Source organism: Devosia albogilva (assembly GCF_042685625.1).
In the GTDB taxonomy this organism is placed as follows: Bacteria; Pseudomonadota; Alphaproteobacteria; order Rhizobiales; family Devosiaceae; genus Devosia; species Devosia albogilva.
Genome location: NZ_JBHUNP010000001.1, coordinates 2,754,997 through 2,769,867 on the forward strand (window position 1 = coordinate 2,754,997; position 14,871 = coordinate 2,769,867).

12 protein-coding genes are annotated in these 14,871 nt (G+C 64.0%); 8 read left to right on the top strand and 4 right to left on the bottom strand.

The window, feature by feature from the left end; genetic code table 11:
• The first annotated feature begins 52 nt into the window (after nt 1-52).
• The 4 genes from ACFSX5_RS13785 to ACFSX5_RS13800 all read left to right on the top strand — a co-directional run bounded on the left by ACFSX5_RS13785 (nt 53) and on the right by ACFSX5_RS13800 (nt 6,619).
• Nucleotides 53-1,795, top strand: coding sequence for a type I secretion system permease/ATPase (locus ACFSX5_RS13785; protein ID WP_386834186.1), 1,743 nt, complete (start codon nt 53-55; stop codon nt 1,793-1,795).
• Nucleotides 1,792-4,446: a calcium-binding protein gene (locus ACFSX5_RS13790; RefSeq protein WP_386834187.1), complete on the top strand. Its 2,655-nt coding sequence runs from the start codon at nt 1,792-1,794 to the stop codon at nt 4,444-4,446. Before ACFSX5_RS13785 ends, ACFSX5_RS13790 begins: the two co-directional genes overlap by 4 nt.
• 29 nt (nt 4,447-4,475) lie before the next feature.
• The gene (locus ACFSX5_RS13795) at nt 4,476-5,831 is read left to right on the top strand and encodes an HlyD family type I secretion periplasmic adaptor subunit (protein WP_386834188.1); all 1,356 of its coding nucleotides are present in this window, start codon (nt 4,476-4,478) and stop codon (nt 5,829-5,831) included.
• Nucleotides 5,832-5,959: 128 nt separating this feature from the next.
• On the top strand, nt 5,960-6,619 hold the full coding sequence (locus ACFSX5_RS13800) for a response regulator (RefSeq protein ID WP_386834190.1): 660 nt from the start codon (nt 5,960-5,962) through the stop codon (nt 6,617-6,619).
• Nucleotides 6,620-6,676: 57 nt separating this feature from the next.
• Here the strand turns inward: ACFSX5_RS13800 and ACFSX5_RS13805 are convergent, their stop codons facing one another.
• Entirely contained in the window at nt 6,677-6,877 is a 201-nt protein-coding gene (locus tag ACFSX5_RS13805; RefSeq protein WP_386834191.1) for a hypothetical protein, read from the bottom strand.
• A 420-nt stretch (nt 6,878-7,297) separates the two neighbouring features.
• Here ACFSX5_RS13805 and ACFSX5_RS13810 point away from each other — a divergent pair, with 420 nt between their 5' ends.
• The 4 genes from ACFSX5_RS13810 (at nt 7,298) to ACFSX5_RS13825 (ending at nt 11,711) form a co-directional block, all read left to right on the top strand.
• Nucleotides 7,298-8,038, top strand: coding sequence for a Crp/Fnr family transcriptional regulator (locus ACFSX5_RS13810; RefSeq protein WP_386834193.1), 741 nt, complete (start codon nt 7,298-7,300; stop codon nt 8,036-8,038).
• Between the two features lie 633 nt (nt 8,039-8,671).
• Nucleotides 8,672-8,977: a sugar phosphate nucleotidyltransferase gene (locus tag ACFSX5_RS13815; protein ID WP_386835650.1), complete on the top strand. Its 306-nt coding sequence runs from the start codon at nt 8,672-8,674 to the stop codon at nt 8,975-8,977.
• A gap of 46 nt (nt 8,978-9,023) precedes the next feature.
• Complete coding sequence (locus ACFSX5_RS13820; RefSeq protein ID WP_386834194.1) at nt 9,024-10,406, top strand: phosphomannomutase; 1,383 nt, start codon at nt 9,024-9,026, stop codon at nt 10,404-10,406.
• Between the two features lie 96 nt (nt 10,407-10,502).
• On the top strand, nt 10,503-11,711 hold the full coding sequence (locus ACFSX5_RS13825) for an O-antigen ligase family protein (RefSeq protein WP_386834195.1): 1,209 nt from the start codon (nt 10,503-10,505) through the stop codon (nt 11,709-11,711).
• Nucleotides 11,712-11,849: 138 nt separating this feature from the next.
• On the opposite strand, the gene ACFSX5_RS13830 is transcribed toward ACFSX5_RS13825, so the two are convergent.
• From ACFSX5_RS13830 to ACFSX5_RS13840, 3 genes are read right to left on the bottom strand one after another with little or no spacing between them, the layout of a single operon-like run.
• A complete protein-coding gene (locus tag ACFSX5_RS13830; protein ID WP_386834197.1) occupies nt 11,850-12,860 on the bottom strand; it encodes a TRAP transporter substrate-binding protein in 1,011 nt (336 codons plus the stop codon).
• 49 nt (nt 12,861-12,909) lie between these two features.
• Nucleotides 12,910-14,190 carry a TRAP transporter large permease gene (locus tag ACFSX5_RS13835; RefSeq protein ID WP_386834199.1) on the bottom strand — a complete coding sequence of 427 codons (1,281 nt, stop codon included), beginning with the start codon at nt 14,188-14,190 and terminating at the stop codon, nt 12,910-12,912.
• Nucleotides 14,187-14,657: a TRAP transporter small permease gene (locus tag ACFSX5_RS13840; RefSeq protein ID WP_386835651.1), complete on the bottom strand. Its 471-nt coding sequence runs from the start codon at nt 14,655-14,657 to the stop codon at nt 14,187-14,189. The genes ACFSX5_RS13835 and ACFSX5_RS13840 overlap by 4 nt, the downstream gene beginning before the upstream one ends.
• Nucleotides 14,658-14,871: the final 214 nt, after the last annotated feature.

Below are 14,871 nucleotides of genomic sequence, written 5' to 3' on the forward strand. Positions count from 1 at the left end.
GTGAAATCACCGGCCGGGCTTTTCACTCACCACAATCTTGAGGGGCTTGAAGATGGCTTTCACCAGCAAGGCACTGGCCGAGCATCGCGGCGACGAGATGCTCAAACGCGAATTCAAAGGCGTCGGAGTGTTCCTGTTCTGGATCTCCGGCATCATCAACGTGCTGGCCCTGACCGGCTCGTTTTACATGCTGCAGATCTACGATCGGGCCCTGACCTCGGGGAGCGTTCCGACGCTGGCGGCGCTGTCGGTGCTGGCAATAGGGCTTTATCTGTTCCAGGGCCTGTTCGACATCATCCGCAGCCAGCTTCTGGTGCGCATTGGCGGCCGGTTCGACCGCATGCTGGCCCCGATCGCGCATCGGGTCAGCGTCGACATGCCCCGGTTCGGGTTCTCGACCGGTGAGGCGCTCGAGCGCGGGCGCGACGTCGATACGGTGCGCTCCTTTATGGGCAGCCAGGGGCCGATGGCATTGTTCGACCTGCCCTGGGTGCCGCTCTACATCCTGTTTGTCTATTTCCTTCACCCGGTGCTGGGCGCTCTGACCCTTGGTGGCGCGGTGGTGCTCACTTTGCTCACCGTGGTGACGGAGCTACGCTCCCGCAAGCTGTCGACCGCCAGCCAGCAGGCCTTTCTCGCGCGCAATGCGGTGGCGGATTCCAATGCCCGCAATGCCGACATCCTCAAGGCCATGGGGTTTGCCCATCGGGCTGTGGAGCGGTTCAACCAGGCTAACCAGGATCACCTGAACCTGCAGACCCGCGCCAGCGATGTGGTGGGCACGTTTGGCGCCATCTCGCGGGTACTCCGGATGCTGCTGCAGTCAGCACTCCTGGGGACGGGGGCATACCTAGCGATCAACGGACAGATGTCGGCGGGGGCGATCATTGCGGTCTCTGTGGCTTCCTCGCGCGCGCTGGCCCCGATCGATCTGGCGATTGCCAACTGGAAGGGCGTGGTTGCGGCGCGTCAGGCGCTCAAGCGCCTGCGCGACACCATGGTGGCGCTGTCGGGAATGGAAAAGCCGGTTGAACTGCCCGCGCCCACCCGCTCGCTCAAGGTCGACAAGATCACCGTGGCAGCCCCCGGCAATGGCCGCATCCTCCTGACCGAGGTGGCCTTCGAGCTCAAGGCCGGCCAGGCGCTGGCGGTGATCGGGCCCAGTGGTGGTGGCAAGACCACGCTGGTGCGGGCGCTGACCGGAATCTGGCCGGCACTGCGCGGCTCGGTGCGGCTGGACGAGGCCGACCTCGCCCAATGGGACGAGGACAAGCTCGGCGACTATGTCGGCTACCTGCCGCAGGATGTGGCGCTGCTTGATGGCACCATTCTCGAGAACATCTCGCGGCTGGCCCCGCAACGGGATGGCCGCAAGGTGGTGGCGGCGACCCAGGCCGCGGGCGTCCACGAGATGATCGTCAGGCTGCCCGATGGCTATGACACCCAGCTTGGGCCAATGGGCACGGCTCTGTCGGCCGGCCAGCGCCAGCGCATTGGTCTGGCGCGGGCGCTCTATGGCGAGCCGTTCGTGGTGATCATGGATGAGCCGAACGCGTTTCTGGATGCCGAAGGCGAGCAGGCTCTGAACCTGGCCATCCGCTCGATCCGGGCCCGTGGCGGCATCGCCATCGTGGTTGCCCACCGGCCCAGCATCCTTGCCGAGGTCGACATGGTGGCGGTGATCCAGAACGGCAGACTGAGCGCCTTCGGTCCCAAGGAAGAGATCGTGGCCGGCCAGCGTCAGGCCAATGCCAACACCAGGGTGGTCCCGCTGCGCGAAGGAGAGCTGGCATGATCATCGAAGCCAAGGCGACCCGGCAGGGAAACGCGCCTGCCGACCCCAAAGAGAAGCTCAACTTCAACAAGCCCGAGAAGCGCTCGGCTGTCCCCTACGCGGTGGCGCTGCTGCTGGTGAGTGTCGCGGCCTATCTCAAGAGCATCGTCGGCGCCGGGGCACAGGACAATGAAGCCCCAAGGGGATCCGGCGAGGCAGCCAAGACCGCTCCTGACGATGGCAGGTTGGAGGTCGCTGCGATCGACGAGACCACCACAGGCAGCATTGGTGAGGAGGCGCCGGAGCCGCCCCGCAGTCCGATCACCGGGCTCGGCCTTCCCTGGCCGAGCGACTTCAACCTGCCCGACCCCGTCAATTTCGTCTACACGCGGCCGTTCGCCCCGTTCAATCCCGACATTGCCCCCTTCTTCCCGGTGGCGTTCACCTATACGCCGCTCAATGACAATGGTCGCAGCCCGGCGGTTGACCTGCCGGGAGGTGGCGGCAGCTCTCCTGCGCCCCATCCAGGGCCGGGCGATGGGGAAACCGACCCGGGCGAAACCGACCAGGATGACACCGACGACGATGACGTCGGTGACACCGGTGGTGGGGCCTCCAATCCGCCTCCCGGTGACAATGACAACCAGCCCGACCTCGGCGGCGGTGACAACGACAACGAAGACGAGGACGAAGACGAAGACGAAGACGAGGGTGGCCCGGGCTCGACCAATCGCGCTCCCGTGGTGTTGGGGCCGGTGCGGCTCCATGATGTGTTTGCCGGCCAGGCGGTGCTGATCGGGCTGTCGCAACTGCTGCATGGAGCGTCCGATCCCGATGGCGACGCGCTGACGATCAGCGGGCTGACGGTGTCGGGCGGCACGCTGGTGAGCCTGGGCAGTGCCTGGTCCTTTGCGACCATCCCGGGGATGTTGGGCACCATCACCTTCACCTACCAGATCAGCGACGGGCTGCACGACATCGTCCAGACCGCCATTCTGGAGATCGTGCGCAATGTGCAGCGGCTCACCCCGCATGACGATGTGTTCGTGGGCACCCCCTATGACGACGACATCGATGGGCTTGCCGGCGACGACCTGATCGATGCCCGCGGGGGCAATGATGTGGTGGTGGGCGGGCTGGGGCATGACCACATCGTCGGCGGCGACGGCGACGACCAGCTGTTTGGCGGCCGGGGCAACGACATCCTCTTTGGTGGCAACGGCAATGATCTGCTCGGCGGCGGCGCCGGACATGACCGGCTGTTCGGCGAAGCCGGCGACGACATTCTCCAGGGGGACGACGGCGACGATCTGCTGATGGGGGGCGACGGCAACGACATCCTCGATGGTGGCAATGGCGACGACATTCTTGAAGGCGAGGCCGGCAATGACACGCTGAACGGCGGTGACGGTGACGACAGCCTCGATGGCGGCGAAGGCGATGATGTCCTGATCGGCGCTCTTGGCAATGACGTGCTCGCCGGCGGCGCCGGGGCAGACCTGCTCGAGGGCGGGGAGGGCTGCGATGAACTTGCCGGTGGCACCGGCAACGACACTCTCGATGCTGGCGCCGGCGACGACGCGCTCGATGGGGGCGAGGGCAACGATGTCCTCATCGCTGGCCTCGGTGACGATGAGCTTGCCGGCGGCACCGGTGACGATATCCTGGACGGTGGCTCCGGTGATGACCGCCTTGATGGGGGCGCCGACAACGACACGCTCCACGGAGGTGCCGGTGATGACGAGCTCGACGGCGGCTCAGGGGACGACGTTCTCAGCGGCGAATGCGGCGACGACGTCCTCCTGGGTGGCCTGGGCAGTGACCTGCTGGAAGGTGACGAGGGCAGTGATGTTCTTGATGGCGGCGCCGGCGAGGACACGCTGCGCGGCGGGGATGGCGAGGACAGCCTGATCGGCGGCGCCGGCGACGATCAGCTGCTGGGTGAAGGCGACGACGATACGCTCTGGGGCGATGCTGGCGATGACCTGCTGGAAGGCGGCAGCGGTGACGACGAACTCTGGGGCGGTGCTGGCGATGACGACCTCGCCGGTGGCACCGGTCACGACGAGATCCACGGCGAGGGTGGCGACGACACGGTCCATGGCGATGCCGGCTGGGATCTTATCGATGGTGGCGCCGGCTTTGACACGCTCGACTATTCGGCAAGCGCCGACGCCCTGATCATCGACATGGCGACAGGCACCGCAACCGGCGGCAGCATAGACACTGACCGTTTTGACAACATCGAGGCGGTGATCGGCGGCACCGGCAACGACACCTTCATCGTGGGAGCCAATGGGGTGGTGCTCACCGGAGGGCAGGGGGATGACCTGTTCATCTTCAAGGCCACCGAACGTCCCACGACGGAGTCGGTGCTGAGCCAGAGGCTGGTGCACGAAATTCTCGATTTCATGGTCGGCGACCGTATCCAGGTCGCAAACTACGAGTTCTCACGCCGCACCGACCGCAGCGCCGAGGAGCGCTTCGAAGATCTGTACGAGGATCTGGAGGAAGCGCTTTCGGACAGCATCATCCGCATCCGGCACGAGCGCTATGACGACATCGATCACTCGATCATCGAAGCCGACCTTGACCGCGACAGCACCTATGAACTCGCAATCGTCGTGGAAGGCGCCAACCTGCCCTTCCACATCCAGTCACACATCGCCTAGGGCGCATGCCTTTCGGAGTTCTTGCGTAAATGACCACTTTGGATCTTTCCTCGCCCTACGGCACAAGCACAACCCTGGCCCAGCGGGGTCGCACCAAGGCCGGATCCTCGGCCTTCTCGCTGCGCGGCCGCGTCGTTGCCGGGTCGATACTGGCCCTCCTGCTGGTCGGTGGCATCGGCGGCTGGTCGGCGACGGCAAAGCTGTCCGGCGCCGTGATTTCCACCGGCTCGGTGCTGGTCGACCAGAATGTCAAGGTGGTTCAGCACCTCGACGGCGGCGTGGTTCGCTCCATTGCGGTCCGCAAGGGCGACCGGGTGGCACAGGGACAGATCCTGTTCACGCTTGACGATATTGGTATCCGAACAGAGCAGTCCATCCTCATGGGACAGCTGGCCGAGCTCAGTGCCCGCCAGGCCCGCCTGCTGGCCGAGCGCGACGGTGCCAAGGCCATTGCCTTTCCAGCCGTCTATCTCGCCAACAATCCGGGCGCCGGCGTGATCATGGACGGTGAACGCACGCTCTTTGAGAGCACGCTGCAGAACCGGCAATCGCAACGGAGCCAGCTCGAGCTGCAGATCACCCAGTCGCGCGAGGAGATCGCCGGGCTCGAGCTCCAGCACACCGCCATGGCCGAGGAGCTGGCGCTGATGCGCGAGGAGCGCGAGCGCATGGGCCTCCTGGCCGAAAAGGGGCTGATCGAAACCAACAAGATCAATGCCAGCGATCGTGAACTGGCACGCATGGTCGGCAGCCAGGGCGAGCTCGCGGCCAGCATCGCCCGCGCCCGGGCCCGCATCAGCGAGATCGAACTGCAGATCCTCTCGATCGACGAACTCGCCCGTACCGAAGCCCAGCGCGAACTCAGAACCATCGAAGCGCGCATGGCCGAACTGGCCGACCGCCTCAACGAGGTCAACAGCCGGCTCGAACGAACTGTGATCCGGGCCCCGGTGGCTGGCAGTGTGAACGAATTGTCGGTGACCACGCTGGGCGGTGTCATCACCCCCGCCGAGAAGCTCTTGACCATCGTGCCCGAGGACGCCGATCTCACCATCGAGTTCCGTGTCGCCACCAGCGACATCGACCAGATCGAGCCCGGTCAGCCGGCCAAGCTTCGCTTCTCCGCCTTCAACCAGCGCGTCACCCCTGAGATCGACGCAACCGTCTCCCACGTCGCGGCCGCCGCGATCAACGATGCGCAGTCTGGCCAGAGTTACTATCTCGCCACCGCCGAGGTGACGGGTGATCTTTCGGCCCTCGGCGAGCGCGGTCTCGTCCCCGGAATGCCGGTTGAAGTGTTCGTTCAGACCGACGAACAAATCGCCATTGCTTACCTGCTCAAACCCTTCACCGACCAGATCAGCCGCGCTTTCAAGGAAGAGTAGTTGCGCGTTTGTGACGGATATTAACGATAAGCCGATTCGGAGCAAAAGTGAGTTTACACACCGTTAACTGCGCCATAGACTTCTAATAACAGGGAGATTGGGGGCAGCACATTCTAGCTGACAGGAAGATGAAAAACGTCGTCACCATCGCTATAGCCGACGATCATCCAGTCTTGCTCGCCGGTATAACTGCCCTGCTGAAGACCAATGACAGGTTCCGGATTCTGGGCGAAGCCGACAGCGCCGAGGCCAGCCTCGAACTGGCGCGGCTGACGCGGCCCGACGTGATGATCATGGATCTGTCCATGCCGGGAGATGTCTTCCGCACCATCGGCCAGATCGCTGCCAGCCACCCCGACACCCATATCCTGGTGTTCACCGCCTTCTGCAGTGTCGAATCCGCGCTCAAGGCGTTGGACGCCGGTGCCACCGGCTTCGTGCTGAAGGGCAGCCCCAGCGCGGAGCTGATCGAAGCGGTCGACACGGTCGCTTCCGGGCAGATGTTCGTGACAAGGCAATATGCCAGTCAGGTCATGAACGGGCTCAGGGATCGCAATCGTCGCCAGGCCCTCCAGGAAGCGATCAAGCTCAACGTGCGTGAAAAGCAGATCATCGGACATCTGCTGCAGGCCCGCACCAACAAGGAAATCGCCGCCGAACTTCATATCAGCGAAAAGACGGTCAAGCACTACATGACCGGGCTGATGATGAAGCTCAAGGCGAGGAACCGCGTCGAAGTCGTTATTGCTGCCCGTCTCAATCAGGAAGCGCAACTGCAGCTCCAGTAGCAGCTCTGCGCCGAAGTTCAGGCAACCCGTTCGTGAGCACCGCCTCGGTTCTGGCGCTCAGACGGGAACCGGCATCGATCCGATGTCGTAGGCTGCTGCAAGGATCATTCCGGCAACCAGCAGCGTAGTGCCGGCCAGCACCAGTTCCGCCCAGCGCGCCGGCATGCCCTCTGGCCCGGGACGGAGCCAGGAGAAGGTCAGCAGTGGCGCTCCGAGGGCCGTGAGCAACACAGACAGCAAAAGCAGAAACGCATCCACGCCATCCTCCTGCTGCACCCGACCCAAAGGCAGTACTCAACTGCCTGGTCTCGGTTTTCCTGCGGTAATCACAGTATATCAACTTTCCAGCAAAACAACAGAGCGGGTCCGAAAGTCTTGCTTGGCGATTCTGCTTTGTCGTTCGTAGCAAAGGCAAGTTGATCTGGCATCATGTTCCGGCTGGGGCGGAAAAATGCGACCAGCTTCGGACGCAGTGTCGTGACCAGTGACCACCCATTCGGACCTTGGTCCGATGCCCTGTCCGACAAAGGTAGAAAAAGGCTGGTGCCATGGTCCAATCAATCGTCGGACCATTGCAAGTGGCGACCGTTGCTTTGTTTTTCGTAGGCTCATGGACATCGCTGTTGTGCTGTGTCCCCGGGCCGGGCGGGCTCAGAACCCCAAGAATGAGAGCTCTGGATGACGTATCCGCTTCTCGTCGATAATGTGCAGCCACCAAGATCTGTGAGCCTCTCGCAGGCGCTTGGCACCGCCTCGCCGCTGCGCCGCTATGAGCAGGGCCAGACCATCAGGGAGATCGGCCGCTCCGACTATGTCGGCTATGTGGTGACCGGATCGGTCAAGCTCGTGAAGCTCCTGCCCGACGGGCACACCAGCATTATCGGGCTCGTCGATGCGCCGGGGTTTTTTGGGTCCATGTTCGGCATTTCCGGCGACTATGGCGTCGAGGCTGCGACCGACGCCAGCGTGCGGCTGTTCCGGCGCGACAGCTTCGAGGCGCAGTTGCTGGTCGATCCCGGGCTCGAACACCTTGTTCATGTCCATGCCCTCCGGCAGCTCGAAAGCGCCTATGCCCGGGCCCTGGTGCTGGCCTGCTCCGGCACCATGCAGCGCACGGCGGCCTATCTGGTCCTGCAACTGCTCGCCGGTGAAGCCGATGACGCAAGGTCACCGGGCGAGCCCGATATCTGCCTCGCGCTCACCCGGCGCGACCTTGCCGCCTGGCTCGGCACCACGGTTGAAACGGTGAGCCGCAACCTGCAGGCGCTTGGCCGCCGCGGCACCATCGAGATCGTTGACCCCGCAAGGTTCAATGTCCTGAGGCGCGCCGACCTCTTTCAGATCTCGGGTTATGACGAGGATGACCTGACCGACATGGTGCCGAGGCGCGGCCGCCCGGGCGCCGCCCTTGCGCCCTAGCATGGTCCGCCCCCGGCGGGGCCCGGTGCCAGGGCAGGGGTTGAGGTGAGCTGACGGCTGCCTGATCGCACAACCCATGCGCGCAAAGCGGCGGCCAGGAGGCGCAGATTCTGGGCGGATGCGCGATAACGCCAATTATTGTTGCTGGCGGTGAGGCAACCTTGTCAGGGTCATGAACCAGTGCCGCATTGCCTGTGTGATACACGGAAGGCCGCCCCAGCGCGCTGGACTCTAGTAGCGCAGCAGCGTGCCGGGCAGACCGCCGGCGGTGCCATGGCGGTGCACGATGGCGGCGATGGCCTGAATGGAACTACCTGGAGGTCCCCGGCAACCGCAGCGCTCTGGCCAAGATCGTTCTGGATGGCACCCACGGACAGCCCGAACACGGACGGAAGCAGGACAGGACGAGGGTTTCGACGTTGACGACGAGGCCAGCGGGGCGAGCAAGAGCGACCGCGAGGGGATTATCCTAGCATCTCACAGGAGGGTGGCCGCGAAACCCGGACACGAACCGCCTGTTCGCACCACCCTTGTGGACACGTTCAGTCCAGCCTTCGCGGGCAGCCTGGCACTTGCGTGCAATCAGGGCCATGAGATACTGCCTTGGGCACGCGAAAATGGACGGCTGTGACGGTGACTATTCCAGTAATTCTCGCCGGTGGGCAGGGAACGCGACTGTCGCCCATGTTGCGCAGCGCCCGCCCAAAGCAGTTGAAATATCTGATTGGCGCCGGTTCGGGCTTGTTTCAGCAGACGTGGTCGCGCGTGAGTGACACGTTCCGCTACAAAATCCCGATCGTTGTGACCAACCCCCTAATATCTTTTCCTCGTCGCCGACCAGACGCAGGAGCGGGGCGTCGCGGTAGAAACGATCCTGCTCGAACCGTCTGCACGCAAGACGATATCATCCGCATAGAAGACGAGTTCGGCCGCCAATGAGTCTCGCCAGCGCAACTCCTCTGCCGCTCAAGTGGGTCGCAAGGGCATGACTAGCCTCAAGTTCGGAACCAGCGGCCTGCGTGGCCTGGTCAGTGATCTCCAGGGACAGCCGGCCCGCCGCTATATGGCGGCGTTCCTGCGACACCTGCGCGAGACCGGGCAACTGGAACAGGGCAAGGTCCTGGTCGGCCGCGACCTGAGGCCATCGAGCCCGGCTATAGCGGAGGACTGCATCGCCGCCATCGCTGCGGAAGGTTTCGAGCCGGTGGATTGCGGTGCCGTGCCCACTCCGGCGTTGGCGCTGGAGGCGCTTGCGCCAGGTGCCGCGGCCGTCATGGTGACCGGCAGCCACATCCCGGCTGACCGCAATGGGCTCAAGTTCTACACGCCGGCGGGCGAGATCACCAAGCAAGACGAAACCGGCATCGCGGCCGCACTCGACATTGCCGCGGTGTCGGATCATCACGGGTCTGTGGCGAACGCCAACGCTGCAGCGCTGGACCGCTACCGTCAGCGGTGCATATCGCTGTTGAAGCCGGGCAGCCTCGCGGGCATGCGCATCGGGGTCTTTGAGCACTCCACCGTGTCCCGCGATCTGATGGGCGAGGTGTTGAGTGGTCTGGGGGCGGAGATCGTCCGCCTCGGCCGGACACAAGAATTCGTACCTGTCGACACCGAAGCCTTCGGGGATGCCGTCTTCGCGCCGATGGCCCCCTGGCTGAAGGAACACGGGCTCGACGTGATCGTATCGGCCGACGGCGACGGCGACCGGCCGCTCATGATGGACGACACTGGAGCTTTCGTGCGCGGTGACGTGCTTGGGCTCCTCACCGCACGCTTCCTGGATGCGCAGGCGGTAGTGACGCCGGTGACGTCGAACTCGGGTATCGAGCGCACGGGCTATTTCAGGCAAGTCGTCCGCACACGGGTAGGCTCCCCTTATGTCGTCGCGGGCATGGCCGGACTTGCAGGCGCGGTAGGTTTCGAAGCGAACGGAGGCACCTTTGTCGGCGATGGCGTCGCTGGCCTTTCACCGCTGCCGACACGCGACGCACTGACGCCGCTGATTGCCGTCCTGGGCCTGGCGCGGCAACAGGGAACGACCGTCGGCCGTCTGGTCGCGGCGTTGCCGTTGCAGCATGCGCTCGCCGACCGGCTGACGGATGTGCCCTCCGATCGCAGCGGGGAGTTCCTGCGGCGGCTGGAAGACGAGCCCGACTATGCCGCGGCCGTTTTTCAGCCCCACGGGATATCCGGGCTGAGCACCATAGACGGCCTGCAGTTCCGCACTCGCTCGGGCCACATGGTGCACTTCCGAGCCTCGGGGAATGCTCCGGAGCTCCGCTGCTACGTTGAGGGCAGCACGCCCGAGATCGCCTCCGAACTGCTGGATTGGGCGATGCGGACAGCGGCTGAGGCGGTGCGCTAGGGTATTTCGGAAGGATGTGGTTGGCCGCTGGTGAGTGTCGGCGGCACATCCGTTCGGACGGGCGGCTGGCACCAGCCATAGACGACCAGGACACCCATGACGCTTGAAAAAACCAGCCCCTTGATCCTCCTCGCAGCGCTGGTTGCTGCCCTTGCCATGGCTCCGGTAGCGCCGGAGGCAGGCAATATCCTGTTTCTGGCGGCCGGCGGCGTGGCGCTCCTTCTGTTGCGCCCGGCGGCACTGGACCTGATCGGTCGACCCGCCATCTGGATGCCTTTGGCAGGGCTGTTCCTCCTTGCTGTGGCCTATTCCGTTGCGGCCCGCGGGCCGGGCGGGCTGGCCGGTCTGCTCTTCGTTGTACCACTGGTGGCCATGATACCCCTGATTGGAGCCGGGGCAGGACACACCGCCCCGTCACCCGCCATGATCGCGGTGCTGGCGCTGTGCGGCAGCGCGGGGGCAGCCGCGATAGCCATTGTAGAATTCGCGAGCACTGGGTCGACAAGGGCCGGTGGAACTGTCGCCAATCCGATCCATTTCGCCGATCTGGCGCTCGCCGTGGGATTTCTTGCACTGCTGGGAACTGCCTTGGGTCGCGGTCGGGGGCGCTGGCTCTTCCTGCTGGCCCCTCTGCTTGCGACCGTCGCGGTGTTGCTGTCCGGAACAAGGGGCGCAGTTGTGGCGCTGGTCGCGATGAGCGGCGCCGCTGTTCTGGCCGGGGTTGTTGTGCGCCTGATCTCGCTACGGCATCTGGCCATAGGTGCGCTGCTGCTGGTCGTTGTTCTGATCGGAGCGTGGCTCGCAGGGGCGGGGCAGACCTCTGGTGTGCAGCGCGTCATGACCGATATCGGCGACGTTCTCCGCACCGGTCTGCCAACGGACGAATCCACGTCGGAGCGCCTGCAGATGTACGAGGGGGGGCTGAAGGCTTTCCTGGCCTCACCTGTCGTGGGTCATGGACCCTTTGAATTTGTCGAGGCAGCAGCCAGCCGCGCCACAGTGCGTTTCGAGGGCGCCCCGCACCTGCACAGCGATCTCGCCGACTTCGCCGCAAGTGGCGGCGTTCTTGGCTTGATTGCCTATTTCTTGTTTCTCCTCGCGCCGCTGGCTGAGGCGCTGCGCACCCCCGACCCTGAGACCCGCAAAGGCCTGGTTGTCGTCAGTGCTGCCCTGGTAGCGGGCTATTTCGTTATGGGGCTGACGAATGCCATGTTCGGCATTCTCAACCTGACCGTGTTCTACGCCGCCGCGACGCTGACTGTGTTCATCGTCAGCAACAGCGGAGCGGATCACCGAACAGCGTAGCGGTTTGTTGCATCGGCAAACCGTGGCGCAAGAAGATGTGGGCGCAAGCTGGCCGCCCGATTTGTTCGGGGCCGCCTCAGCGGCGACCCCCGGTAACGAACCAAGGCGAGGAGTGCCCCGCCCTCCAGATCCCGGTTTTTACTGACCGCGGATGGCAGCCAGTTCGGCATTCACCCGTTCGATGACGTCCGCACCGATCGATTCCGCGGCCCGGTCGTAGACGCCGGCGACGGCCTCACGGATCTTGGCCATGTTCTCTTCCGAGATGTCGTTCACCTCGAGCCCTGCATCCTTGATGCGCTGCAGCGACTCGTCGGAGAGCGCACGGCTGGCTTCACGCTGCACGTCGCGGCCAACGATCGAGCACTCCTGCAGGATCTGCTGCTCTTCGGCCGAGAAGGTGTCGAATATCGGCTTGGAGATCAGCACCATGAACGGGGTGTAGGCGTGACGGGTGTTGGACACATAGTCCTGCACTTCGAAGAAGCGTGAGGTGTCGATCGTCACATAGGGGTTTTCCTGTGCGTCGATAGCGCCGGTCTCGAGCGCCGTGAACACCTCGCCGAAGGCCATCGGCTGGGCATTGGCGCCCAGGGTCTGGAAGGTGTCGAGGAAGATGTTGTTCTGCATGACGCGAACGCGCATGCCCTCGAAGTCTTCGAGCTCGTCCACCGGACGCAAGGAGTTCGACAGGTTACGGAAGCCGTTCTCCCAGAAGGCCAGATTGACCAGGTTGTGCTGCGGCATCATGTCGGAAATGTACTGGCCGAACTCGCCATCGAGCAGCGCGTCGGCTTCTTCCTCGTTGGAGATGAGGAAGGGCAGGTCGAACACGCCGAGCGCGGGCTCGATCGCGACCAGTGGTGAGCTCGAGGAGATCACCATTTCGAGGGTGCCCGAGCGCAGGGCCTGAGCCGACTGCAGGTCATCGCCGAGTGCCGAGCTCCAGAAAGCGTTGATGGTCCAGGCGCCGTTGGTGCGCTCATCGACGCACTGGGTCATGGCATCGACACCGTCGCCGACCGGATGGTCCTCGGCAATGCCGTTGGCGATCCGGAGCGTACGCTCGGAGATCTGCGCATGCGCGGGGCTGGCGACGGTCGCCAGCAAAGCTGCGGTAAGGCCGGCGGTAACGAGTGACTTCTTCATGTTAGTCCTCCTCCTTGGACGATATTTGTTGTTCAGGCACAGGACGCCTTCAGTGACGCATCCAGCTCAACGGCGTCATGACGAGCTGGGGGAACAGCAGCAGCAGCAACAGCACGAACAGGTGTGCGAGCAGGAACGGTGTCACCCCGGTGATGACCCGCCCCAACGGCACCCGCGCCACGCCGCTGACCACGTTGAGCACCACGCCGACCGGCGGCGTCAGAAGCCCGATGCAGTTGTTCATGATGAACAGCACCCCGAAATAGACCGGATCGATGCCCGCCTGGCGGACTAGGGGCATCAGCACGGGGGTCAGGATCAGGATCGTCGGCGTCAGGTCCAGTGCTGTGCCGACCACGAAAACCAGCACCATGATCAGAACCATCAGCAGCAACTGGTTGTCGAGCACCGGCTCGAGGATGCGCGCGATCTCGGCGGGGATGTTCGCGCTGGTGATCAGCCAGGCCGAGACCAGGGCTGCTGCGACCAGAAACAGCACGACGGACGTGGTCTTGGCGGCGCGCAGGAAAACGCCGTAGAGCTCGGAGAACTTGAGTTCGCGATAGACGAAGAGACCAACGAACATCGCGTAAACTGCGGCGACCACACCAGCCTCTGTCGGCGTGAAGACGCCGAAGCGGATACCGCCAAGGATGATCACCGGCATCATCAAGGCCCAGCCGGCCCGCAAGGTTGCACGGCCGCGTTCGGCCCAGCTCACTCGCGGCAGGATCTCGACGCCGTCCCGGCGCGAAACGAACGCCCACGTGGCGAGCAGCGCTACGGCCATCATCAATCCCGGCACGATGCCGGCGAGGAACAGTTGGGTTATGGAGACGTTCGCGGCAACGCCAAAGATGATGAAGGCGATGGAGGGCGGAATAACAGGCGCGATGATGCCACCGGCGGCGATAAGGCCTGCCGAGCGCGGCACGTTGTAGCCCGCTTTGCTCATCATCGGGATCAGGATCGCGGCCAGTGCCGCGGTGTCCGCCGCCGCTGAACCCGACAGCGCCGCCATGATCAGCGCGGCGATGATGGCGACAAAGCCAAGGCCGCCCCGCAGGTGACCGACAAAGGTGATGGCGAAATCGATGATACGCTTGGAGAGGCCCCCGGCATTCATCAGCTCGCCGGCGAGGATGAAGAACGGGATGGCCAGAAGCACGAAGCTGTTGGCGCCGTCGACCATGTTCTGGGCCACGATCTGCGGCATGAACATGCCCATATAGGCCATCAGTACGATGCCGCAGAACATCAGGGCAAAGGCGATCGGTGCGCCGATCGCCATGGAGCCAAGAAGCGACGAGAGAAAGACGACCAGGGTCACTCGCCACGCTCCACTAGGGCATCGATGGTGTCGTAATCACCCACGAACTGAGCGATCTCGGCTTCGGTGGTGCGGCCGGTGACGATTTTGAACAGCCGCCAGATCGCGATGACGCCCACCCCCACGGCGGTGAAGAAGGTGACGCCATAGACATAGGCGAGCGGCATGCCCGCGACCGGCGAGCGCATGGTCGCGTTGATCGGCCACTGTTGCCAATTGCCCCAGAACAGCACGGCCACGCAGAACAGGATCAGGATATTGGTCAGCGCCATGCAGATGATGCGTCCCCGCCGCCCGAACATCCGCACCAGCGTCTCGACCCCGAGATGGCCGTTCTCGGCAAAGGCCAGGACCGCGCCGATGAAGGTCAGCCAGACGAAGAAAAACCGGCTCATCTCTTCCGAGATCACCAGGCCGGAATTGAAACCGTAGCGCAGCACGACATTGACGAAGACCATGCCCGTCATGCCCACCAGCAGCAGGACGATGGACACTTCGATGATCTTGCCGATCGCTGACGTAAATACCTTCACGACCTGACCATCCAGGCCGCGACCGGCAAGGCTACGGTTGACACGTCTGATTCCTCCACCGCGGCGTCGCCAGTTCCCGCCCGATCCTGCCGCATCCTCCACATTCGGGAGACTTTTAAGTTCCCGAACTGGACGAATTTCTAGATGG